Origin of the sequence: Streptomyces sp. NBC_01390 (assembly GCF_045040105.1) — a bacterium.
In the GTDB taxonomy this organism is placed as follows: domain Bacteria; phylum Actinomycetota; class Actinomycetes; order Streptomycetales; family Streptomycetaceae; genus Streptomyces.
This window is the reverse complement of the sequence record NZ_CP109551.1, coordinates 2,841,420-2,864,292: the sequence shown is the minus strand read 5'-3', so window position 1 is coordinate 2,864,292 and position 22,873 is coordinate 2,841,420. Positions and strand designations below refer to the sequence as shown.

At 71.3% G+C, this 22,873-nt stretch carries 18 protein-coding genes; 13 read left to right on the top strand and 5 right to left on the bottom strand.

Annotated elements, in window-relative coordinates:
- Positions 1-1,305 (bottom strand): DUF1015 domain-containing protein, encoded by a 1,305-nt coding sequence (locus tag OG241_RS12720; protein ID WP_405815372.1) that lies wholly within the window; start codon positions 1,303-1,305, stop codon positions 1-3.
- 73 nt (positions 1,306-1,378) lie between these two features.
- Between OG241_RS12720 and OG241_RS12715 the strand changes: the two genes are divergently transcribed.
- From OG241_RS12715 to OG241_RS12700, 4 genes are all read left to right on the top strand, one after another.
- Positions 1,379-2,407 carry an HAD hydrolase-like protein gene (locus tag OG241_RS12715; RefSeq protein WP_405815371.1) on the top strand — a complete coding sequence of 343 codons (1,029 nt, stop codon included), beginning with the start codon at positions 1,379-1,381 and terminating at the stop codon, positions 2,405-2,407.
- Between the two features lie 70 nt (positions 2,408-2,477).
- Positions 2,478-3,521 (top strand): FecCD family ABC transporter permease, encoded by a 1,044-nt coding sequence (locus OG241_RS12710; protein WP_405815370.1) that lies wholly within the window; start codon positions 2,478-2,480, stop codon positions 3,519-3,521.
- A 56-nt stretch (positions 3,522-3,577) separates the two neighbouring features.
- Positions 3,578-4,591 carry a FecCD family ABC transporter permease gene (locus tag OG241_RS12705; RefSeq protein WP_405826175.1) on the top strand — a complete coding sequence of 338 codons (1,014 nt, stop codon included), beginning with the start codon at positions 3,578-3,580 and terminating at the stop codon, positions 4,589-4,591.
- A 19-nt stretch (positions 4,592-4,610) separates the two neighbouring features.
- On the top strand, positions 4,611-5,468 hold the full coding sequence (locus OG241_RS12700; protein WP_405815369.1) for an ABC transporter ATP-binding protein: 858 nt from the start codon (positions 4,611-4,613) through the stop codon (positions 5,466-5,468).
- Here OG241_RS12700 and OG241_RS12695 read toward each other — a convergent pair.
- Positions 5,452-5,799 carry an alkyl sulfatase C-terminal domain-containing protein gene (locus tag OG241_RS12695; RefSeq protein ID WP_405815368.1) on the bottom strand — a complete coding sequence of 116 codons (348 nt, stop codon included), beginning with the start codon at positions 5,797-5,799 and terminating at the stop codon, positions 5,452-5,454. The two genes, OG241_RS12700 and OG241_RS12695, sit on opposite strands and share 17 nt — an antisense overlap.
- 42 nt (positions 5,800-5,841) lie before the next feature.
- Here OG241_RS12695 and OG241_RS12690 point away from each other — a divergent pair, with 42 nt between their 5' ends.
- From OG241_RS12690 to OG241_RS12670, 5 genes are all read left to right on the top strand, one after another.
- On the top strand, positions 5,842-6,162 hold the full coding sequence (locus tag OG241_RS12690; RefSeq protein ID WP_405815367.1) for a hypothetical protein: 321 nt from the start codon (positions 5,842-5,844) through the stop codon (positions 6,160-6,162).
- Between the two features lie 7 nt (positions 6,163-6,169).
- On the top strand, positions 6,170-6,985 hold the full coding sequence (locus OG241_RS12685; protein ID WP_319098552.1) for a TlyA family RNA methyltransferase: 816 nt from the start codon (positions 6,170-6,172) through the stop codon (positions 6,983-6,985).
- A complete protein-coding gene (locus OG241_RS12680) occupies positions 6,982-7,887 on the top strand; it encodes an NAD kinase (protein WP_405815366.1) in 906 nt (301 codons plus the stop codon). Before OG241_RS12685 ends, OG241_RS12680 begins: the two co-directional genes overlap by 4 nt.
- 217 nt (positions 7,888-8,104) lie before the next feature.
- Positions 8,105-9,847 carry a DNA repair protein RecN gene (recN, locus tag OG241_RS12675; RefSeq protein ID WP_405815365.1) on the top strand — a complete coding sequence of 581 codons (1,743 nt, stop codon included), beginning with the start codon at positions 8,105-8,107 and terminating at the stop codon, positions 9,845-9,847.
- Between the two features lie 230 nt (positions 9,848-10,077).
- Positions 10,078-11,208: a glycosyltransferase family 4 protein gene (locus OG241_RS12670; RefSeq protein ID WP_405815364.1), complete on the top strand. Its 1,131-nt coding sequence runs from the start codon at positions 10,078-10,080 to the stop codon at positions 11,206-11,208.
- A gap of 22 nt (positions 11,209-11,230) precedes the next feature.
- On the opposite strand, the gene OG241_RS12665 is transcribed toward OG241_RS12670, so the two are convergent.
- The 3 genes from OG241_RS12665 to OG241_RS12655 all read right to left on the bottom strand — a co-directional run bounded on the left by OG241_RS12665 (position 11,231) and on the right by OG241_RS12655 (position 16,196).
- Positions 11,231-12,874 (bottom strand): PucR family transcriptional regulator, encoded by a 1,644-nt coding sequence (locus OG241_RS12665; protein ID WP_405815363.1) that lies wholly within the window; start codon positions 12,872-12,874, stop codon positions 11,231-11,233.
- Positions 12,875-12,940: 66 nt separating this feature from the next.
- Positions 12,941-14,323 carry an FAD-binding oxidoreductase gene (locus OG241_RS12660; protein ID WP_405815362.1) on the bottom strand — a complete coding sequence of 461 codons (1,383 nt, stop codon included), beginning with the start codon at positions 14,321-14,323 and terminating at the stop codon, positions 12,941-12,943.
- A 70-nt stretch (positions 14,324-14,393) separates the two neighbouring features.
- Entirely contained in the window at positions 14,394-16,196 is a 1,803-nt protein-coding gene (locus tag OG241_RS12655) for a glycoside hydrolase family 15 protein (protein ID WP_405826173.1), read from the bottom strand.
- Between the two features lie 530 nt (positions 16,197-16,726).
- Here OG241_RS12655 and OG241_RS12650 point away from each other — a divergent pair.
- The 4 genes from OG241_RS12650 (at position 16,727) to ald (ending at position 22,682) form a co-directional block, all read left to right on the top strand.
- Positions 16,727-18,394 carry a CTP synthase gene (locus tag OG241_RS12650; protein WP_405826172.1) on the top strand — a complete coding sequence of 556 codons (1,668 nt, stop codon included), beginning with the start codon at positions 16,727-16,729 and terminating at the stop codon, positions 18,392-18,394.
- 133 nt (positions 18,395-18,527) lie between these two features.
- Positions 18,528-19,157, top strand: a complete 630-nt coding sequence (locus OG241_RS12645; protein WP_405815361.1) for an NUDIX domain-containing protein — start codon at positions 18,528-18,530, stop codon at positions 19,155-19,157.
- 169 nt (positions 19,158-19,326) lie between these two features.
- A complete protein-coding gene (locus OG241_RS12640; RefSeq protein WP_405815360.1) occupies positions 19,327-21,423 on the top strand; it encodes a tetratricopeptide repeat protein in 2,097 nt (698 codons plus the stop codon).
- A 143-nt stretch (positions 21,424-21,566) separates the two neighbouring features.
- Positions 21,567-22,682, top strand: a complete 1,116-nt coding sequence (gene ald, locus OG241_RS12635; RefSeq protein ID WP_319098560.1) for an alanine dehydrogenase — start codon at positions 21,567-21,569, stop codon at positions 22,680-22,682.
- Positions 22,683-22,873 lie beyond the last annotated feature (191 nt).

The following is a 22,873-nucleotide window of genomic DNA, read 5'->3' as shown; positions in this document are numbered from 1 at the left end:
TCAGTGCACCAGGCTGCGCAGGACCAGGCCGGAGGCCGGCTTGGGGCCGAAGGACGTCGACTTGCGGGGCATCGTGACGCCCTGGCGGGCCAGGTCGCGTACGACCTCCTCGCGGACCGGGTGCATCAGGACGGCCGTACCGCCGTCCTGCTCCGCCTTCTCCACCGTCGCCGCAGTGTCGTGGATGTACGCGATGTGCGCCGGGGAGTCCTCGGGGATGTGCCAGACGTGGTCGAGGAGTGTGGCGTGCAGGACCGTCGCGTCCAGGGTGCGCCAGGCCTGTGGGTGGCCGGCCGGGACCGTACGGGCCAGAAGGGCCTCGTCCGGGTGGTCCACGAGGTGGAAGGCGCCGTCGCCGGCCAGGAGGAAGGCGTTGCCCGCGGTGGCCGCCTCCGCGAGGGCCGTGAGCGCCTCGGCGAGCGGGACAGCCAGATGACGTACCCGGAAACGGCCCTCCAGGGCCGCCAGGGCCTCGGAGACGGGGAGGCGGTGCAACAGGCGGTGGATCGCCCGGACCCGTAGGGGGTAGCGGAGGGTGTTCACGAGGAGTACCAGACCGTGGTCCCAGGGGCTGGGGGACGGATGCTCCGCGCGTAGACGCAGATACGTCGCCCAGCGGTGGTGACCGTCGGCGATGAGGGCCTGGTGATGTGCCAGGTCCGCCTGGATCCCGGCGAGTTCGGCGGGGTCGGTGACCGCCCACAGACGATGGCCGAAACCGTCCTCCGTGGTCGTCGAGAGCAGCGGGGGGCGGTCGGCCGCGCGTTCGACCACAGCGCTCGTGGTGTGCGGCGACGCGGCGGCCGAGTCGTCGCTCCGGTAGGTGAGGAGGAGCGGTTCGAGGTTCGCGGTGGTGGCCCGCATCAGGGCCGCGCGGTCCGCCACGACGTGCGGCATGACGTCCTCGTGCGGCAGTACGACGCCTTCCGACGGCTCCGACAGGCGCAGGGCGCCGATGACCCCGCGTTGGAGGTGACCCGTCGTGTCACGCTGCTCGTAGACGTACAGGGCGGGTTCGGGGTCGGCGGTCAGGATGCCCTCGGCGAGCCAGTCGTCCAGGGTGTCCGCCGCCTGTTCGTTGCGTATCGACGGGGTCGCCGCCTGGGGGAGGATCAGCCGGACGATGTTGTGCGGGTCGGCCGATTCGAGGTGTATCAGGCCGTCCGGGCGCACGATGACGTCGTACGGCGGAGAGGTCACGGCGGCCAGGCTGCCGACCCGGTCGGGGTCGTAGCGCAGCCCCCGGAAAGGGGTCAGTTGAAGGCCCATGCGAGCCGGTACGTCCGCGGGACCTGCAGTCTTCATTGGTGCATCGTAGGGCTGTCAGTGGCATGGGGGATGATCGGGGGAAAGCCGGTCGAACGAGGAGCGATGCACAATGAGCCAGACCGTCAGGACGCGGCCCGGAGGCAGTGCGCGGACCCTCAGTGAGGCGTACGACACGGCGCTGCTCGACCTCGACGGGGTGGTGTACGCGGGGGGCAACGCGATCGTGCACGCCGTCGAGTCGCTCGGTGTCGCGCGGGACGGCGGTATGCGGCTCGCCTATGTCACCAACAACGCGTTGCGCACCCCGGACGCCGTGGCCGAGCACCTCACCGAGCTCGGTATAGCGACCGAAGGCTCCGACGTCATCACGTCGGCGCAGGCCGTGGCCCGGTTGATCGCCGACCAGGTGCCGGCGGGCGCGCGTGTGCTGGTGATCGGCGGCGAGGGGCTCCGGGTCGCGCTGCGCGAGCGGGGGCTCGACCCTGTCGAGTCGGCGGAGGACGAGCCGGTGGCTGTCGTGCAGGGGTACGGCGGGCCCGAGTTGCCCTGGGGGCGGTTCGCGGAGGCGTGCTATGCCATCGCGCGCGGGGTGCCCTGGTTCGCGTCCAACACCGACCTGACGATTCCGAGCGCACGCGGGATCGCGCCGGGCAACGGGGCCGCGGTGGAGGTCGTACGCATCGCGACCGGGGCCGAACCCCAGGTGGCGGGCAAGCCGTTGCCGCCGATGCACAGGGAGACCGTACTGAGGACCGGTGCGAAGCGGCCCCTGGTCGTCGGGGACCGGCTGGACACGGACATCGAGGGCGCGTTCAACGGGGAGGTCGACTCGCTGCTGGTGCTGACCGGCGTGGCGGACGGCGCACAACTGCTCGCCGCGCCGCCGCAGCACCGGCCCACCTATGTCGACGCCGACCTGCGGGGGCTGCTGACCGGGCAGCCCGAGGTGACGGACGCGGGCGACGGTTTCCGGTGCGGGGGGTGGACGGCGACCGCGGGGGAGAAGCACCTGGAGCTGACAGGGGATGGGGAAGCGCTCGACGGGCTTCGCGCGCTGTGCGCGGCTGCCTGGACGGCTGCGGGGGACGGCACATGTGCGTTGGACGGGGGAAAGGCGCTGGCGCGGCTGGGGTTGTGAGGCACGGAGGCACGGGGCGCTCTCAGAGGCGGGCAACGAGACGCTAGCGAGGGTAGGCTAACCTAACCTTGTGTTTGTCGACAGCCCTCCCGAACCTCGCGCGGAGACCGCCCCCGCGCCCTCGAAACGTTGGGCGATACGGGCCGTTGGGCTCCTCGTCTCACTGGGGATCCTGATTCTCGTCGCTCTCGCGAGCATCGCGATCGGCGCGAAAGAGCTGTCCCTGGAGCAGGTCTGGCACGGCCTGCTCCAGGACTCGGGGACCTACGGCGACGTCGTCGTGGGCGAGCGGGTCTCGCGCACCCTCCTCGGCCTCCTGGCCGGTGCCGCACTCGGGCTGTCCGGCGCCGTTCTCCAGGCGCTGACCCGCAACCCGCTGGCCGATCCCGGGCTGCTCGGCATCAACGCGGGCGCCTCGGCGGCCGTCGTCACCGCCATCACCTTCTTCGGCGTCACCTCGCTCAAGGGCTATGTCTGGTTCGCGTTCTTCGGAGCCGCCGCCGTGGGCGCGCTGGTCTGGTTCCTGGGCGGCAGCCGGGGTGCCACGCCCGTGCGGCTCGCGCTCGCGGGCACCGCGATCAGCGCCGCGCTCTACGGCTATCTCCAGGCCGTGATGATCACGGACGACGCCGCGCTCAACAGGATGCGCTTCTGGACGGTCGGATCGCTGGCGTCGGCCACCGACGACACCATCACGCAGGTCCTGCCGTTCATCGTGGTCGGCACGGTCCTCGCGCTGCTGCTCGCCCGGCCGCTCAACGCCGTGGCGATGGGCGACGACACCGCCCGCGCCCTCGGCGCGAACCTGAACCGCACCCGCGCGTTGTCCATGGCGGCCGCGACCGTGCTGTGCGGGGCCGCGACCGCCGCCTGCGGTCCGATCGTCTTCGTCGGGCTGATGGTCCCGCACGTCGTCCGGTCGTTCACCGGCCCCGACCTGCGCTGGATCCTGCCGTACGCGACCGTCCTGTCACCTGTGCTGCTGCTCGGCGCCGATGTCGTCGGACGGATGGTCGCCCGACCTGCCGAACTCCAGGTCGGCATCGTCACCGCGGTCATCGGCGGGCCGGTCTTCATCTTTCTGGTACGACGGCGGAGGACGGCGCAGCTGTGAAGAACAACCTTGTCCGGCCCGGCCGAGGAGGTGCCCGCGCCGGCCGTTTCGTACGGATGCCTGGGGGCCTTTCCCTCCGCCTCGATGTGCGTGCGTTGGTCGTCGTCGTGGCGCTGCTGCTAGCCGCGCTCACCGCGAGCGTGGTGCTGATCGGCACCGGTGACTTCCCGATCCCGGCCGGCGACGTCCTCAGGACACTGTTCGGCGACGGGAACGCGGGCCAGGAGTTCATCGTCAACCAGCTGCGGCTGCCCCGGGTGCTGGTCGGGCTGCTGGTCGGGGCCTCGCTCGGGCTGGGCGGTGCCCTGTTCCAGGCCATCTCCCGCAATCCGCTGGGCAGTCCGGACGTACTCGGCCTCAGTCAGGGCTCGACAGCCGGTGCGCTGGTCGTGATCGTGCTGTTCTCCGGGAGCGCCGGCGCGGTCACCCTCGGGGCCCTCGCCGGCGGGCTGGTGACCGGGCTCGCCATCTATCTGCTCGCCTGGAAGCAGGGCGTGCACGGGTACCGGCTGGTGCTCGTCGGCATCGGGGTCTCCGCGGTCGTCACGGCGGTCAACGGCTACCTGATCACCAAGGCCGACCTCGTCGACGCGGCCCGTGCGGTGGTGTGGATGACCGGCTCCCTCAACGGGCGTGGCTGGGACCAGGTCTGGCCGCTGCTGTGGCTGTGCGCGGTCCTCGTACCCGTGGTGCTCGCGAACGCACGCGGGCTGCGGATGACGGAGATGGGCGACGACGTGTCGTACGCCCTTGGCGTGCGCGTCGAGCGCGTACGACTGGTGCTGATGCTGGCCGCAGTGCTGCTCACCGCGGCTGCCACGGCCGCCGCCGGGCCCGTGGGCTTCGTGGCGCTGACCGCGCCGCAGCTCGCCCGGCGGCTGACCCGCTCGCCAGGCTCGAACCTGGTGGCGTCCATGTGCATGGGCGCCACCCTGCTGATCGTGGCCGACTGGGCCTCGCAGCGGCTCTTCGGCGCCGACCAGTTGCCCGTGGGTGTGGTCACCGGGGTGCTCGGCGGGGTGTATCTGCTGTGGCTGCTGGTCACCGAGCGCAAGGCGGGCCGGATATGAACCGACCGGGCGGGCAGAAATGAGCGGCTCAGTGAACAAGGACGTCGAGAAGGGCACCCACACCGTGAACCGCCTGTCCGCAGAGAGCGTCACCCTCGCCTACGACCAGCGGGTGATCGCCGAGCAGTTGTCGGTGGAGATCCCCGACAACTCCTTCACCGTCATCGTCGGCCCGAACGCGTGCGGCAAGTCCACGTTGCTGCGGGCCCTGTCGCGGATGCTGAAGCCGAGTGAGGGCCGGGTGCTGCTCGACGGGCAGGTCATCCAGTCGATGCCCGCGAAGAAGGTCGCGCGGACCCTGGGGCTGCTGCCCCAGTCGTCGGTCGCGCCCGACGGGATCACCGTCGCCGATCTGGTGGGCCGGGGCCGCTACCCGCACCAGGGCATCCTGCGCCAGTGGTCCCACGACGACGAGCGGATCGTCCGGGAGTCCATGGAGTCGACCGGCGTCGCCGAACTCGCCGACCGCTATGTCGACGAACTCTCCGGCGGCCAGCGCCAGCGCGTGTGGATTGCTATGGCGCTCGCCCAGCAGACACCGCTGCTGCTGCTCGACGAGCCGACGACCTATCTCGACATCCAGCACCAGATCGACGTCCTCGACCTCTGCGCCGAGCTGCACGAGGAACAGGGCCGGACCCTGGTCGCCGTACTGCACGACCTCAACCACGCGGCCCGCTACGCCACCCACCTGATCGCGCTGCGTGAGGGCGCTGTCATCGCCGAGGGCGCGCCGGGCGACATCGTCACGGCCGGGCTGGTCGAGGAGGTGTTCGGGCTGCGCTGCCAGGTCATCGACGATCCGGAGACGGGGACGCCGCTGGTGGTGCCGGCCGCGCGCAAGGCCCGTAGCGGGGTGGCTACAGGAGCTTCCTGAGGCGGAACAGATCGCGCAGGCCCGCCTCCAGTTTCACCCGGCCCGAGCCCCACGCCTTCGCGAAGTTCAGCTCCCCGGCGACCAGCGCCAGCAGGTCGTCGCCGGTCATCGTGAGCCGGATCTCGGCCTTCTCCCGGGGCGGGCCCTGGAGGGTGTCCCGCACCTCGATACGGCCGCCCCGGAGACGTCCTACGAAGGTGACGTCCAGGTCGGTGATACGGCAGCTCAGCGAGCGGTCCAGGGCCGCCGCCTCGCGTACGTCCCCGCTCGCGCCCGCCATGTTGTCCGAGAGCTTGTCGAGTGCGCTTCGGCACTCCTCAGTCGTGGCCATCGCGAACGACGGTACCTCAGCCGTTCGGGGTAGCGTCGGGGCATGAACGACTCAGTGCCCCAGGCCGCGGGCCCGGCGGAGGCTCCCGTTCCGGATCCGGCTCCCGGCGTGGTCGCGGAAGCGGCCGTCGAACCCGAGCCGGACCCCGCCGCGCCGGCCCCGCTGGACGTCCCCCGCGCCCCCACGGGCGACGCCGACGTCGACGCCCTGCTCGACCGGCTCGGCGACGCCGACCACCTCGCCACGGACGGTCATGTCGAGGTGTACGAGGATGTACACCGGGGGCTGCGCGACACGCTCACCGCGCTCGACGCCCGCCCGGGACCTCCGGCGCCCCCATCGACGTACGGCAATAGGAGCTGAACCGAACGTGGCAGGAGTGGCACGCCGCCGCCTTGACGCCGAGCTGGTGCGGCGGAAGCTCGCCCGCTCGCGCGAGCACGCGAGCCAGCTGATCGCCGCCGGGCGGGTCACCGTCGGCAAGACCGTCGCGACCAAGCCCGCCACCCAGGTGGAGACCGCCGCCGCGATCGTCGTCGTGACCGACGACAACGATCCCGAGTACGTCTCCCGGGGCGGTCACAAGCTCGCGGGCGCCCTGGAGGTCTTCGTCCCGCAGGGGCTGAAGGTCGGCGGACGGCGGGCGCTGGACGCCGGCGCGTCCACCGGCGGATTCACCGACGTACTGCTGCGCGCCGGTGCCGCTCACGTCGTCGCGGTCGACGTGGGGTACGGACAACTTGCGTGGTCTCTCCAGAGCGATGAACGCGTCACCGTCAAGGACCGTACGAACGTACGCGAGTTGACGCTCGAAGCGATCGATGGGGAACCAGTGGATCTTGTCGTGGGGGATCTGTCCTTCATCCCGCTCGGTCTCGTGCTGCCCGCCCTTGCGCGGTGCGCGGCACCCGATGCCGACCTGGTGATGATGGTCAAGCCACAGTTCGAGGTGGGGAAGGAACGGCTGGGCAGTGGAGGAGTCGTACGCAGTCCCGAACTGCGTGCCGAGGCGGTACGCGGAGTCGCCACCCGCGCAGGGCAGTTGGGGCTCGGGGTGCAGGGCGTGACGGCCAGCCCGCTGCCCGGTCCTTCGGGGAACGTCGAGTACTTTCTGTGGCTGCGGGCCGGCGCACCTGAACTCAACCCGGCCGATGTTGACCGTGCAGTGGCGGAGGGGCCTCGTTGACTCAGACCCGAGATCGTACTGTTTTCCTGCTCGCCCACACCGGGCGGCCGGCCGCGATCAGAAGTGCCGAACTCGTCGTCCAGGGGCTGGTGCGCTCCGGACTCGGGGTTCGGGTGCTCGCGGCCGAGGCGGCCGACCTGCCGTTGCCGCCCGAGGTGGAGCTGATCGAGGAGGCCACGGCGCAGTGCCTCGACGGCTGCGAGCTGCTCATCGTGCTGGGCGGCGACGGCACACTGCTGCGCGGCGCCGAGTTCGCCAGGGCGTCCGGGGTGCCGATGCTCGGCGTCAACCTCGGTAGCGTCGGCTTCCTCGCCGAGGCCGAGCGCGACGACCTCGACAAGGTGGTCGACCGGGTGGTGACGAAGGCGTACGAGGTCGAGGAACGCATGACCATCGACGTCGTCGTGAGCCGGAACGGCAACATCGTGCACACCGACTGGGCGCTGAACGAGGCGGCCGTGCAGAAGGTGTCGGCGGAGAAGCTGCTCGAGGTCGTCCTGGAGATCGACGGGCGGCCTGTCACCGGCTTCGGGTGTGACGGCATCTGTCTGTCGACGCCTACGGGGTCCACCGCCTATGCCTTCTCGGCCGGTGGGCCTGTGGTGTGGCCCGAGGTGGAGGCGCTGTTGATGGTGCCGATCAGTGCGCACGCGTTGTTCGCGAAGCCGTTGGTGACTTCGCCGGATTCCGTGCTCGCTGTGGAGGTTCTGCCTCATATTCCGCCGGGTGTGTTGTGGTGTGACGGGCGGCGGACGGTGGAGTTGCCCCCCGGGGCGCGGGTGGAGGTTCGGCGGGGGGCTGTGCCGGTTCGGTTGGCTCGGCTGCACCATGCTTCGTTCACTGATCGGCTTGTGGCGAAGTTCGCGTTGCCTGTTTCCGGGTGGCGGGGGGCTCCTCACTAGCGCCGTTTGTGGGGGGTGGCCTGGGCTCGTTGGCGGGTGCGGGTGCGCTGTGGTTGTTCGCGCCCACGCGGCGGAGCCGCAGATGAGATACAGCCCCGCGCCCCTATGGGGGCGCTTCCACTCCCCTGGGTGATATGTGAAGGCCGGTTGTCATTCGTTACCTGCGGGTTCTCTCATTCGAGGTGGGGGGCGTCGCACATCGGGTGGCTGACCTCGTATGGTCGTGTTCGTGTTGGAGGAGATGCGGATACGGTCGCTCGGCGTGATCGACGACGCGGTCGTCGAGTTGTCGCCCGGCTTTACCGCCGTGACCGGTGAGACCGGTGCGGGTAAGACCATGGTCGTGACCAGCCTCGGGCTGCTGCTCGGTGGGCGGGCTGACGCGGCTCTGGTGCGGATCGGGGCCAAGAACGCCGTCGTGGAGGGGCGGATCACCGTGCCTCCGGGCGGGGCGGCCGTCGTACGGGCCGAGGAGGCCGGTGCGGAGCTGGACGACGGGGCGCTGCTCATCAGCCGTACCGTTTCCGCCGAGGGGCGCTCCCGGGCGCATCTGGGCGGGCGTTCGGTGCCCGTGGGTGTGCTGGCCGAGCTGGCCGACGAGCTGGTGGCCGTGCACGGGCAGACCGACCAGCAGGGGCTGCTCAAGCTGTCCCGGCAGCGGGCGGCGCTCGACCGGTACGCGGGGGACGCGGTCGCCGCGCCCCTCACCAAGTACGGGGAGGCTTACCGGCGGCTGCGGGCCGTCGCAGGCGAGCTGGACGAGATCACCACGCGCGCGCGTGAACGGGCCCAGGAAGCCGACATGCTGCGGTACGGGCTCGACGAGATCGCCGCCGTGGAGCCGCGGGCCGGTGAGGACGCCGAGCTCGCCGAGGAGGCGGAGCGGCTCGGGCACGCGGAGGCGCTGGCCTCGGCCGCGACCGTCGCCCACGCCGCCCTCGCCGGCAACCCGGAGGACCCCGAGGGCATCGACGCCGCCACGCTCGTCGCGGGCGCCCACCGGGCCCTGGAGGCCGTACGGTCGCACGACTCGGCCCTGGCCGCGCTCGCCGACCGGATCGGCGAGGTCGGCATCCTCCTCGGGGACGTCGCCGGGGAACTGGCGGGATACGCCGACGACCTGGACGCCGATCCGTTGCGGCTGGCGGCCGTCGAGGAACGCCGGGCCGCGCTCACCGCGCTCACCCGGAAGTACGGCTCCGATGTCGCCGGTGTGCTGGCGTGGGCCGAGGAGGGCTCCGCGCGGCTGTTGGAACTCGACGGCGACGACGAGCGGATCGGCGAGCTGACGGCCGAGCGGGACGCACTGCGCGGCGAACTGAGCGGGATGGCACAGGCGTTGACGGACGCGCGGACGGAGGCCGCCTCGCGGTTCGCGGACGCCGTGACCGCCGAGCTGGCCTCGCTGGCCATGCCCCACGCGCGCGTGTCGTTCGACATCCGGCAGACCGAGGACCCCGAGGGCGTCGAGGTCGACGGACGCACGGTCGCCTACGGGCCGTCCGGCGCCGACGAGGTCGAGCTGCTCCTCGCCCCGCACCCCGGGGCGCCCGCCCGGCCCATCGCCAAGGGGGCGTCCGGGGGTGAGCTGTCCCGCGTGATGCTGGCCGTGGAGGTCGTGTTCGCGGGGACCGACCCGGTGCCCACCTATCTGTTCGACGAGGTGGACGCCGGGGTGGGCGGCAAGGCGGCCGTGGAGATCGGGCGCCGTCTGGCCAAGCTCGCGAAGAGCGCGCAGGTCGTCGTCGTGACGCACCTGCCGCAGGTCGCCGCGTTCGCCGACCGGCAGCTGCTGGTGGAGAAGACCAACGACGGATCGGTGACCCGGTCGGGCGTGAAGGTGCTGGAGGGCGAGGAGCGGGTACGGGAGCTGTCCCGGATGCTGGCCGGGCAGGAGGACTCGGAGACGGCGCGGGCGCATGCGGAGGAACTGCTGGCGGCGGCTCGGGCGGACGGCTGACATTCGAACAGTTGACGTTTAGTGGGGTCTCTCTCACCCGAGTGAGTGACCCGCCGCACCCCTCCATGGTTCGGAACACCCGTACGTACTGGCATCCTTGAAGGAGTACGGAATATCCCCCGTACCCGGAGGAAGCAGCGCGGTACACCCCTTCCGCCCAAACCTTCTGTACGTTTCTCCGTGTCCTTTCTTCGTGACCGCCCGACGCCGAACCAGGAGCCCCCGGCCACGTGAGCCTCGCGAGCAGCCACTCACCGCACGGTCAGTCGCCGCTGCGCACCGTGCAGGTGCTCGGCGGCGGCAACGCCGGCAGCAGCGCGCACGTGCGCTCGCTGGCCGCGGGGCTTGTGGCGAGAGGCGTGCGGGTCATCGTGTGCGCCCCCTCCGACGCAGACAGTGCCTACGACTTCACGGGAGCCGGTGCCGAACACGTGCCCATCCCGCGCAGCAGCGACCCCGGCTCGGTGGCGGCGCTGCGCGCGGCCTGTTCGAACGCCGACCTGGTGCACGCGCACGGGCTGCACGCCTCCTTCCGGGCCGCCCTCGCGCTCAGCGGGCGCCGCACTCCGCTCGTCGTCACCTGGCACAACCGGGCGTACGCCGAGGGGCCGCGCGCCCAACTGCTGAGGGTGCTGGAGCGGCGGGTCGTGAAGGCCGCCGCCGTCGTCCTGGGAACCTCCTCCGACCTCGTGGACCGGGCCAGGCGGCGGGGGGCCCGGGATGTCCGGCTGTCCGCCGTGGCGCTGTCCGCCCCGCGCGGGACCGTCGGGCGGGACGAGTCCGACCGGAGCAAGACCCGCGCCGAACTCGGGGCCACGGACCGCCCGTTGCTCGTGTCCGTCGGCTCCCTCGACCGGCACCGGGGGTACGACGTCCTGCTGGACGCCGTCGGCGCGTGGCGCGGTCTCGATCCCGCGCCGCTCCTCGTGATCGCGGGGGAGGGGCCGCTGCGGGCGGAGTTGCAGGGCCGCATCGAGAACGAGGGGCTGCCGGTCCGGCTCATCGGTCAGCGCGACGACGTGAGCGAACTGCTGTTCGCCGCCGATCTCGCCCTGCTGCCCAGCCGTTGGGAGTCGCGCTCCGTTCTCGCCCAGGAGGCCCTCCACGCGCGCGTGCCGCTGATCGCGACCGCCGTGGGAGGCGTTCCGGAGCTGGTCGGGGACGCGGCCGAATTCGTCCCCTACGGCGACGCGGTGGCGCTTGGCAGGGCTGTCGTACGGCTGCTCGACGATCCGGAGCGCCGGGAACTCCTCCGGGAGCAGGGCGTCCGGCAGATCGCCACCTGGCCCACCGAGGACGAGACCGTCGCCCAAGTGCTCAGTGTCTACGACGAGTTCACACAGCCCCGGCCGCTGCCCTGAGGGATCGGGCGCCCGCCGGGGGTCAGGGCAGGTGTCTGCGGGCCCGTAGCGCCAGGCTCAACGCCAGTACGGTCTGCGGGTCGTCCAGGTCGGTGCCCAGCAACTCCCCGATCCGTGCGAGGCGGTTGTAGAGCGTCTGGCGGTTGAGGTGGAGTTCGCGGGCCGTCTCCGCCTTGCGGCCCGCATGGGCCAGATACGTCTCCAGGGTGGGCAGCAACGGCGGCTTGGAGCGGTGGTCGTGGGTGCTCAGCGGACCGATCGCGCGGTCCACGAAGGCCGCCAGGTCCGGGTGGTCGCGCAGCCGCCACAGCAACAGGTCGATGTCGAGGCGGCGGGCGTCGTACCACGGGCGGTCCGGCAGACCCTGGGCCGCCGTCGCCGTCTCCGCCGCATGGCGCAGCCCCGCCGAGGCCGCCGCCCAGCCGCCGGCGACCCCGACCACGACGACCGGAGGCCGGGCGCCCGGGCGTTGCATCCCGGCCCGTTCCACGCCCGCCCGCAGCGCTGTCGCGACGCGGTCGGCGACCGCCGGGCGCTCCGACTCCGCGCGCAGGCCCACCAGCAGCGGCACCCGTCCCTCCACCGGCCGTACGCCCAGCAGGACGGGCACGCCGACCGACGCCAGCTCCTCGGTGACCGCGCGGGCCAGCACCGCCCAGCCCCCGCCCGGGGTCAGCGTGTCGCCGAGCCGCATCACCATCGGCAGCAGCGGACCGGCGCCGGGCCGGAAACCGAGGACGCGGGCCTGCGCGGGGGCGGCCTCCGCGTCGACCCGGCCCTCGGCGAGGTCGGTGAGGAAGTCGCCCCGGCCGCGCGCCGCCAGCTCCTCCTCCTGGCGGGCCTGCATCAGGACGACGGCCAGGATGCCCGCGGCCCGTTCGGCGGCCATACGGTGCACGGGGGCAAGGGGTTCGAGGACGGGAAGCAGGACCAGACGTGCGCGGACCGACCCGGTGCCGGGCCCGCCCCCAGGGACGTCGACGAGCACGGAACCGGCGGGCGGCGGCGCGTCCTTGTGCTGGGTGCGCAGGCCCTCCCAGACCTGGAGCGGGTCGGCACCCTCGGGGCCGGCCCCGGCGGCGTACAGGAGCTGGCCGTCGGCCGTCTCCAGGAACACCGGGTTGCCGCTGAAGTCCGCCAGGATGCCGAGGACCTGCGGGACACCGCCACCGCCGAGCAGGGCCTCCGTGCAGCGCCGGTGGACCTCCTCGGCCCGCTGGAGCAGCGCGTAGTGGCCGTTGACGATCTCGGTGTGGATCTCCTCGGTGACGGCCACGAACGCCACCTCGCGGTGCAGCTGCACCAGGGGGAGACCGGTCGCGACGGCAGTCTCCACGAGGGCGGCGGGCAGCCGGGTGAAGCGCGGGCCCAGCTCCACTACGAGCGCCGCGATGCCACGCTCGGCGAGGGTGCGGACGAACGCGCGCTGCTCGGCCGGACGGGTGCCGAGCCCGTACCCGGTCGTCAGGAGCAGCTCGCCGCCCTTGAGCAGCGAGGCGATGTGCGGGACCTCACCCGCGTGCACCCACCGCACGGTCCGCCCCAGCCGGTCGGCCCCCGCCAGGACCTCCGGCAGCCCGCTGCGCAGCCCCGGCAGGTCGAGCGCCCGCCGCACGGTGATGCCGGCGCCCCGGGTCTCGTGACGGCTGTCCGTACGGCTGTCCATGCAGCGGACGCTACCCGCACCTGCGCCGAGCTGACGATCCGCGCATCGGCGGCACGCGCGGATCGGCTACGCCGGAACGATGTTGTGGTTGAAGCGGAACACGTTGTCCGGGTCGTACTGGCGCTTCACCGACGCCAGACGGCGGGTGTTCTCGGCGCCCAGGCCCGCGATCACGCGCTCCGCGCCCTCGTCCCCGATGAAGTTGAGGTAGACCGCGCCGGTGCTCCAGGGCTGGACGCGGGTCCGCACGTCGTGGACCCACTGGATGCAGCGCTCGTCGTCCGCGGGGTCCTCCCAGCAGCCGAAGGGGTGGACGGCCCATGGGGCGTCCCGGTAGGGGACGGGGTACTCGGACGGGCCGTCGGCGATGGCGCCGCCGAGCGGGAACAGCGCGCTCTGGGTTCCGGTGGGTACGGGAACCGCGTCCCCGAGAGCGCAGAAGACGTCCAGCAGCTCGTCGGGCGCGCCCGTCAGGTACTCGGCCGACCAGTAGTTCCGCATCCCGGGCGGGTCGTCGAGCATGCACTGGAAGTCGGCGTACGGGATCGCGGTGACGATCTCCACCTCGTGCGGCAGCGCCAGCAGCGGTTCGGCGAGCTTGCGCATGTCCTCCTCGGTGCCCGCGTACGTCAGCAGCGCCCCGCACAGCAGGTGCCCGACCAGATGCGGCGGGACGAACTCCTCGGGCGGGCCGGTGAGATGGATGACCCCGCCGCTCGCCTCGACCGGTCCGGCCTGGATCACGTCGCGGTAGGTACGGGTGACCTCGCCGGCGAACTCGGGGAGATAGAGCATCAGCGCGATGGAGAACGCGGGCAGCTCGTGCAGTCGCAGGGTGAGCGAGGTGGCGACGCCGAAGTTTCCGCCGCCGCCGTGCAGGGCCCAGAACAGGTCCGGATTCTGCTCGGGGCTCGCGTGGACCGCGGTGCCGTCGGCGGTGACCAGGTCCGCGCCGAGGAGGTTGTCGACGGCGAGGCCCTGGACCCGGTCGAGCCAGCCGCTGCCGCCGCCGAGCACGAAGCCGGCGACGCCGGTCGTGGAGACCCGGCCGCCGGTGGTCGACAGCCCGTACGGCTGGGTCGCCCGGTCCAGGTGGCTCATCAGCGCCCCGCCCTGGACCCGTACCGACTGCGCCGCACGGTAGACGGTCACGTCGTGCATCCGGCGCAGGTCGATCACCAGACCGGCGTCGTTCAGGCCCATGCCTGCCACGCTGTGGCCGCCGCCGCGCACCGCGATCGGCAGGTCCAGATCGCGGGCGAAGCGCACGGAACGGGCCACGTCGGCCTCGTCCGCGCACTGGGCGATCACCGCCGGACGCCGGTCGATCATGGCGTTGAAGACGGTCCGGGCGTCGTCGTACCCCGGATCCCCCGGGGCGAGTACGTCTCCGGTCAGATCCTCGCGCAGCGCGGCGAGGGCCGCGCCCGCCTTCGACGGGGAAGCCATGACGGTCCCCTTTCGATCAGGGGCATTCGTACGCTTTCCAGACTAGGTGGGTGCGGCTCATTGGGCGCGTTCAGCCGCCGTACGCCCCCGAAGCCGTCAGCCTCAGGGCCGTGTCGATGAGCGGGACGTGGCTGAAGGCCTGGGGGAAGTTGCCCACCTGGCGCTTGAGGCGCGGGTCCCACTCCTCGGCCAGCAGGCCCAGGTCGTTGCGGAGGTCGAGGAGCTTCTCGAAGAGCTTCCGGGCCTCGTCGACCCGGCCGATCATCGCCAGGTCGTCCGCCATCCAGAACGAACAGGCCAGGAACGCGCCCTCGTCGCCCGGCAGACCGTCGAGGTTCTCCTCGCCGCCTGTGGTCGGGTAGCGCAGGATGAAGCCGTCCGAGGTGGACAGTTCGCGCTGGATCGCCTCGATGGTGCCGATGACGCGCTTGTCGTCGGGAGGCAGGAAGCCCATCTGCGGGATCAGCAGCAGGGAGGCGTCCAGCTCCTTCGAGCCGTACGACTGCGTGAAGGTGTTGCGCTCCTTGTCGTAACCCTTCTCACACACGTCCCGGTGGATGTCGTCGCGCAGTTCGCGCCACTGCTCCAGCGGGCCGTCCGCGTCGCCGGACTCGATGAGCTTGATCGTGCGGTCCACCGCGACCCAGGCCATGACCTTGGAGTGCACGAAGTGCCGGCGCGGGCCGCGCACCTCCCAGATGCCCTCGTCGGGCTCGTCCCAGTGCCGCTCCAGGTAGCGGATCAGCTTCAGCTGGAGCAGGGAGGCGTAGTCGTTGCGGGCCAGACCCGTCATGTGGGCCAGGTGCAGGGCCTCGGTGACCTCGCCGTACACATCCAGCTGGAGCTGGTGGGCCGCGCCGTTGCCGACCCGGACGGGGCCCGAGTTCTCGTAGCCGGGCAGCCAGTCCAACTCGGCCTCGCCCAGCTCCCGTTCGCCCGCGATCCCATACATGATCTGCAGGTTCTCCGGGTCGCCGGCGACCGCGCGCAGCAGCCATTCCCGCCAGGCGCGGGCCTCGTCGCGGTAGCCGGTGCGCAGCAGGGAGGAGAGGGTGATGGCCGCGTCGCGCAGCCAGGTGTAGCGGTAGTCCCAGTTGCGTACGCCGCCGATGTCCTCCGGGAGAGAGGTGGTGGGCGCGGCGACGATGCCGCCGGTCGGCGCGTACGTCAGGGCCTTCAGCGTGATGAGCGAGCGGACGACGGCCTCCCGGTAGGGGCCGTGGTACGTGCACTGCTCGACCCACTCGCGCCAGAACTCCTCGGTGGCGTCGAGGGACTGCTCCGGCTCGGGCAGCGCGGGCGGCTGCTTGTGCGAGGGCTCCCAGGAGATCGTGAACGCGATCCGGTCACCCGGCGCCACCGTGAAGTCGGCGTACGTCGTCAGGGACTTGCCGTAGGTCTCGGCGGTGGTGTCGAACCACACCGAGTCGGGGCCCGCGACGGCGACCGTCCGCCCCTCGTGCTTGTGCACCCAGGGCACGACACGGCCGTACGAGAACCGCATGCGCAGGGCCGAGCGCATCGGCACCCGGCCGCTGACGCCCTCCACGATGCGGATCAGCTGCGGGGCGCCGTCGCGAGGGGGCATGAAATCGGTCACTCTGACCGTGCCGCGTGGGGTGTCCCACTCGGATTCGAGGATCAGCGAGTCGCCCCGGTAGCGGCGGCGGGCCGCCACGGGGGGTTTCGCGTCCGCCGCGTGCGCGGGACCGAGGCGCCAGAAGCCGTGCTCCTCGGTACCGAGCAGTCCCGCGAAGACGGCATGGGAGTCGAAGCGGGGCAGGCACAGCCAGTCGACCGTGCCGTCCCGGCAGACCAGCGCGGCAGTCTGCATGTCCCCGATGAGTGCGTAGTCTTCGATGAGCCCGGCCACGTGCAACTCCAGTCGAACGGCCACGTCGCCCCCAAAAGGAGAACGGGGGTCTCGATCTTGCGGTCAAGGGTTCGTTGTCCAGCATCGTTGAGCGATGAAGCAAACACCAATCTTTGCTCAACGGACTGACGAGCGCTCGTTGTTCCGGGGATACAGGCGGGGGTGGTGCCGTGTTGCCGGAAGGGCTCGGCAGCGAGTGTCCGAGGAGCATACGACGCACTCAGACGCTCCGCGTGCCGCTCCGGAGAACCCGGGTCCGCTGAACGAGTGAAGCTCTGGTGAGCGGGCACTGTTTCGGGTGAGCGCCGGACAGGGTGATGGTGACTCGTGTACGGGATCCGTGTCCGCGTGTGCGCGGAGCGTGGCCGGAAGCCAGCTCCCCGGGTCGCTGATACCCTGGTAGCCCGTGGACCGGTGGGCACGAAACCCCCGAACCGCAGCGACGGATCCTCCCCTGAAAACCCGGAAAGCTCCGGGCCGGGCGGCCGTACCGCACTCCAGACCGCGACCACGGGAGCCCCGCCTTGGCCATGACACCCGCTGCTTCTCGAAACAGCAACGCCACGACGACCAAGCACATCTTCGTCACCGGGGGTGTCGCCTCCTCGCTCGGCAAGGGTCTGACGGCCTCCAGCCTCGGCATGCTCCTCAAGGCGCGCGGTCTGCGTGTCGTGATGCAGAAGCTCGACCCCTACCTGAACGTCGACCCCGGCACGATGAACCCCTTCCAGCACGGCGAGGTGTTCGTCACTCATGACGGCGCCGAGACCGACCTGGACATCGGCCACTACGAGCGCTTCCTCGACCGCGACCTCGACGGCTCGGCCAACGTCACCACCGGCCAGATCTACTCGACGGTGATCGCGAAGGAACGGCGTGGCGAGTACCTGGGCGACACCGTCCAGGTCATCCCGCACATCACCAACGAGATCAAGCACCGCATCCGCCGGATGGCCACCGACGAGGTCGACGTCGTCATCACCGAGGTCGGCGGCACGGTCGGCGACATCGAGTCGCTGCCCTTCCTGGAGACCGTGCGTCAGGTCCGCCACGAGGTCGGCCGCGACAACGTGTTCGTCGTGCACATCTCGCTGCTGCCCTACATCGGCCCGTCCGGCGAGCTGAAGACCAAGCCGACCCAGCACAGCGTGGCGGCCCTGCGGAACATCGGTATCCAGCCGGACGCGATCGTGCTGCGCTGCGACCGCGAGGTTCCCACCGCGATCAAGCGCAAGATCTCCCTGATGTGCGACGTCGACGAGGCCGCCGTCGTCGCCTGTCCGGACGCCCGCTCGATCTACGACATCCCAAAGACCGTGCACCGCGAGGGCCTGGACGCCTATGTCGTCCGCAAGCTGGACCTGCCCTTCCGGGACGTGGACTGGACGACCTGGGACGACCTCCTGGACCGCGTCCACAACCCCGCCCACGAGATCAACCTGGCGCTGGTCGGCAAGTACATCGACCTGCCCGACGCCTATCTCTCGGTCACCGAGGCGCTGCGCGCCGGCGGATTCGCCAACCACGCGCGCGTGAAGATCAAGTGGGTCACCTCGGACGACTGCAAGACCCCGGCGGGCGCCAAGAAGCAGCTTGAGGACGTGGACGCGATCTGCATCCCGGGCGGCTTCGGCGACCGCGGTGTGTCCGGCAAGGTCGGCGCGATCCAGTACGCCCGCGAGCACAAGATCCCGCTGCTGGGACTGTGCCTGGGCCTGCAGTGCATCGTCATCGAGGCGGCCCGCAACCTGGCCGGCATCGCGGACGCCAACTCCACCGAGTTCGACGCCGCCACCGCCCACCCGGTCATCTCGACCATGGCCGAGCAGCTCGACATCGTCGCGGGCGACGGCGACATGGGCGGAACGATGCGCCTGGGCATGTATCCGGCCAAACTCGCCGAGGGCTCCATCGTGCGCGAGGTGTACGACGGCAAGGAGTACGTCGAGGAGCGCCACCGCCACCGCTACGAGGTCAACAACAGCTACCGCGCCGAACTGGAGAAGCAGGCCGGTCTCCAGTTCTCCGGCACCTCCCCGGACGGCAAGCTGGTGGAGTACGTCGAGTACCCGCGCGACGTCCACCCCTACCTGGTGGCCACGCAGGCCCACCCGGAGCTGCGTTCCCGCCCCACCCGCCCCCACCCGCTCTTCGCCGGCCTCGTCAAGGCCGCTGTCAAGCGCAAGACGGGCAAGTAACGCAAGGGCTGTACGGTGACCGGGGTGCGCGCCTTTGGGGGTGCGTGCCCCGGTTTTCTGTGCCGGCTTCCGGGGCCGGTGTTTTGTGTACGGGTGTACGGGCGGGACGCGGGATGCGAGAGGACAAGTCGACATGACCACCATCAAGGACACTCCGGAGGAGTGGGAGATCCGGGCGACGGAGACCCCCTTCGTGGGCAACAAGACCTCCGTGCGCACCGACGAGGTGGTCATGCCCGACGGCTCGGTCGTGGGCCGCGACTACCAGGTCCACCCCGGCTCCGTGGGCGTCCTCGCCCTCGACGACGAGGGCCGGGTCCTGCTGATCCGCCAGTACCGCCACCCCGTCCGCCAGCGGATGTGGGAGATCCCGGCGGGCCTGCTCGACGTACCTGGCGAGAACCCGCTGCACGCCGCCCAGCGCGAGCTGTACGAGGAGGCGCACGTCAAGGCCGAGGACTGGCGGGTGCTGACCGACGTCTACCCCACGGCGGGCGGCTGTGACGAGGCCGTACGGATCTTCCTGGCCCGGAATCTGTCCGAGGCCGACGGGGAGCGCTTCGAGGTCGAGGACGAGGAGGCCGACATGGAGTACGCGCGCGTGCCCGTCGAGGAACTCGTCCGGGGTGTCCTCGCCGGCGAAGTGCACAGCAACTGCCTGGTCGTGGGCGTCCTTTCGCTGGTGGCGGCCGAGAAGGGCGACGGACTCGACGCACTGCGCCCAGCCGACGCGGCGTGGCCGGCCCGGCCCTTCGAGGCCTGAGGCGCCCTCAGGGGCCCTGCCCCCTCCGGTGTGACCATCGGCTGATCCGATCGAGCGACCTGCCCGCCGCGCTCCGCACAGATCGTTGCAGAGCGTGAACTAGGCTCTGGAAACGCCCGAACCGGAGTCCCGGCGGGCTTGCGCGTGCAGGTGGACGGGAGTGTGGCCCGTGACGGATCAGGCGGTGGACACAGACGGTACGAAGGTGTCCGGAAATGATCGGTCGCCCGTTCCTACGGACAGTCAGTTCCTCGGCCGGACAAGAGAGTTGAAGGAACTGCGCGCCGACATCGAGCGCGCCGGACTCGACACTCTCGCGGGCCGGAAGGCTCCCCGCGCGCGCGTGCTCCTCATCGCGGGCAAGCCCGGATCGGGCCGCAGCGCGCTCGCCGAGGAACTGGCCCGCCAGGTCGCGGACAGTTACCCGGACGGCGTACTGCGCGCCCGGCTCACCGAGCCCGACGGCACGCGCGTGCCGACCGAGCACACCGCTCGCGAGCTGCTGACCGCCCTGGACCTGCCCACCCCGCCAGGCGCCGACGAGGACGAGCTGTCCGAGGCCCTTCGCGACGCACTCGCCGACCGCCGGATGCTGCTCCTGCTCGACGACGCGGCCGACGCCGAGCAGGTCGACGCGCTCCTCCCGGACAACCCGGACTGCCTGGCCGTCGCCGTCTCCGGGGGCCCGCTGACCGGGATCTCCGACGTCCGCCCCTGCACCCTGGGCGGCCTCGACACCAAGTCCGCCGTGGAACTGCTCGAACGCTTCACCGGGTCGGTGCGCGTCACCGTGGACCCGCGCTCCGCCGAAGCCCTCGCCGAGGTGTGCCAGGGCCAGCCCGCCGCACTGATGCTGGCCGGCGGCTGGCTGGAGGCCCGGCCCAAGGCGGCCGTCTCCGACCTCGCCAAGCAGCTGCACGCCGAGGGCGACGAGGGCACCGCCCTCAGCCGCGTGTTCCACCTCGTGTACGCCTCGCTGCCCACCCCGGCCGCCCGGATACTGCGACTGCTCTCCCTCGCCCCCGGCGGCCTGGTCGACCCGCAGACGGCCTCCGCGCTGGCCGGCTGCTCGGTCGGCGGCGCCCGCGCCACCCTGGACGACTTCGTCGCCCTGAGCCTTCTGACGGCCGTGGACTCGCCGCTGCCGCAGTACGAGGTCCCCGGCTGCCTGATGCCCCTCCTGCGCCCTCTCGCGGTGTCCCAGGACCGCCCGGCCGAGCTCCAGCTCGCCCGGGCCCGGATGCTGGAGCGGACGGTACGGCTGCTGGTGTCCTGCCGGGCGATCACCGAGACCGACAGTCCACTGGCCCGCGAGAAGCTCCTCGGCATGCCCAGCGCGCTGCGCTTCCCGAACCCGAGGGCGGCGGCGGACTGGCTCGCCGTCCGCAGGCCCGCCCTGCTCGCCTCGGCCCGGCTGGCCGTGGCCGACGGGGAACTGGACACACTGGCCAGGCGTCTGATGTCCGCCCTGGTCAAGGCCATGGTCGCGCATGTCGGCACCCAGGCCGCCGCGCCCGACCTCTACGGCGTCCACCGCCTGGTCCTCGACATCGCCGAGCGCCGCGAACTGCCCCGCGAGCGGGCCGCCGCCCTGCTGAACCTCGCCGACCTGGACGCCCAGACCGGCCGTACGAACGACGCGCTGGCCCGCTACCGGGCCGCGCTGGACGCCGGACGCGAGGCGAACGACCCGTACGCGACCGGGCGGGCGATGGAATCCGTAGGGGGCGCACACCAGGAGCTCGGGGACTACGACCGGGCCGCCGACTGGTACGGGCGGGCGCTCGCCCAGCGCCTGGCGCGCGACGAGCGCGAGGACGCCGCCCGGCTGTACGGCCGTATCGCCACCGCGCACACCTACGCGGGCCGCTACGGGGAGGCGCTGCGCAACTGGCGTGCCGCAGTGGCCGGGCACCGCAAGAACGGCGATGTGGGCGCGCACGCAAGGGCGTTGAGCGAGCTGGCGCGGGTCCAGGAGTACGCGGGGCGGCCCGACGAGTCGCTGCGCACCTGCCAGGAGGCGGTGGAGTGGGCGCGCCGCGCCGACGACGTACGGCTGCAGGGAGCGCTTCAGCTGCGGCTGGCCGACACGCTGGAGCACCTCGGTGACCCGGTGGCGGCCGGACTGCACCGGAGCGCCGCCGAGCGGCTGCTGGGCGACGAGCCGGACGCTCCGGAGAGCGGGCCGGAGCTCCCCGAAGGCGAACCCGACCTGGAACACGGCGCTAACACCTACGAAATCCGTAGCGCATCAGTCGAAGATTGATGCATTGAAAGGCTAGACACCGAGAACACCTTCATTAGACTGGCTCTGCCGCGCCTTCTCCTGCGGTCTCCTGGTGTGCCCCCGCACGTCCGGGTATGTATTGCTATGCCCCCACATCCTTCGAGCCAAGGACCGTGATCGACGTGAAGGTCGGCATCCCCCGCGAGGTCAAGAACAACGAGTTCCGGGTGGCCATCACCCCGGCCGGCGTGCACGAGCTGGTGCGCCACGGCCATCAGGTCGTCATCGAGCGGAACGCCGGTGTCGGCTCCTCGATCACGGACGACGAGTTCGTGGCCGCCGGTGCGCGCATCCTCCCGACGGCCGACGAGGTGTGGGCCACCGCCGACCTGCTGCTGAAGGTCAAGGAGCCCATCGCCGAGGAGTACCACCGCCTCCGCAAGGACCAGACGCTCTTCACCTACCTGCACCTGGCCGCGTCCAAGGAGTGCACGGACGCGCTCGTCGCGTCCGGCACCACGGCGATTGCCTACGAGACCGTCGAACTGCCCGGTCGCGCCCTGCCGCTGCTCGCCCCGATGTCGGAGGTCGCCGGCCGGCTGGCCCCGCAGGTCGGCGCCTACCACCTGATGCGCTCGGTCGGCGGACGTGGCGTGCTCCCCGGTGGCGTCCCCGGCACGCAGCCCGCGCGGGCCGTCGTCATCGGCGGCGGTGTCTCCGGCTGGAACGCCACGCAGATCGCCGTCGGCATGGGTTTCCACGTCACGCTGCTCGACCGCGACATCAACAAGCTGCGCGAGGCCGACAAGGTCTTCGGCACCAAGGTCCGGGCGATCATGTCCAACTCCTTCGAGCTGGAGAAGGCCGTCCTGGACGCCGACCTCGTGATCGGCGCCGTGCTGATCCCCGGCGCCAAGGCACCGAAGCTGGTCACCAATGAGCTGGTGTCGCGGATGAAGCCGGGGAGCGTTCTCGTCGACATCGCGATCGACCAGGGCGGCTGCTTCGAGGACTCGCGCCCCACGACCCACGCCGAACCGACCTTCCCGGTCCACGGATCGGTTTTCTACTGCGTCGCCAACATGCCCGGCGCGGTGCCCAACACCTCGACCTACGCGCTCACCAACGCCACGCTGCCGTACATCGTGGAACTCGCCGACCGTGGCTGGGTGGCGGCGCTGCGTCGCGATCCCGCCCTCGCCCGGGGCCTCAACACCCATGACGGCAAGGTCGTTTACCGAGAGGTCGCAGAGGCGCACGGGCTGGAGCACGTGGAGTTGGAGACACTGCTCGGCTGACGTTCCGGGCCGCTCCGACGGTGCTCCCGGTCGACTAAACGACCAAGTCATCAACGGGTAAAAGGCGATACGTCAACAGGGGTCGTCAACGCCCCGCACCCCGCCGGACCTTGCCCGACAAGGTCCGGCCGGATGTGTGTATGGTCACTTTGCGACACTCGTTCAACTCGCCTCGAACGTAACGCTTCAAC

Excerpts from the sequence above, each read along its gene's own strand:
- OG241_RS12720 (WP_405815372.1), bottom strand. The coding sequence starts at position 1,305 with ATGAAGACTGCAGGTCCCGCGGACGTACCGGCTCGCATGGGCCTTCAA.
- OG241_RS12715 (WP_405815371.1), top strand. The coding sequence starts at position 1,379 with ATGAGCCAGACCGTCAGGACGCGGCCCGGAGGCAGTGCGCGGACCCTC.
- OG241_RS12705 (WP_405826175.1), top strand. The coding sequence starts at position 3,578 with ATGCCTGGGGGCCTTTCCCTCCGCCTCGATGTGCGTGCGTTGGTCGTC.
- OG241_RS12700 (WP_405815369.1), top strand. The coding sequence starts at position 4,611 with ATGAGCGGCTCAGTGAACAAGGACGTCGAGAAGGGCACCCACACCGTG.
- OG241_RS12695 (WP_405815368.1), bottom strand. The coding sequence starts at position 5,799 with ATGGCCACGACTGAGGAGTGCCGAAGCGCACTCGACAAGCTCTCGGAC.
- OG241_RS12690 (WP_405815367.1), top strand. The coding sequence starts at position 5,842 with ATGAACGACTCAGTGCCCCAGGCCGCGGGCCCGGCGGAGGCTCCCGTT.
- recN (WP_405815365.1), top strand. The coding sequence starts at position 8,105 with ATGGTCGTGTTCGTGTTGGAGGAGATGCGGATACGGTCGCTCGGCGTG.
- OG241_RS12665 (WP_405815363.1), bottom strand. The coding sequence starts at position 12,874 with ATGGACAGCCGTACGGACAGCCGTCACGAGACCCGGGGCGCCGGCATC.
- OG241_RS12660 (WP_405815362.1), bottom strand. The coding sequence starts at position 14,323 with ATGGCTTCCCCGTCGAAGGCGGGCGCGGCCCTCGCCGCGCTGCGCGAG.
- OG241_RS12650 (WP_405826172.1), top strand. The coding sequence starts at position 16,727 with ATGACACCCGCTGCTTCTCGAAACAGCAACGCCACGACGACCAAGCAC.
- OG241_RS12645 (WP_405815361.1), top strand. The coding sequence starts at position 18,528 with ATGACCACCATCAAGGACACTCCGGAGGAGTGGGAGATCCGGGCGACG.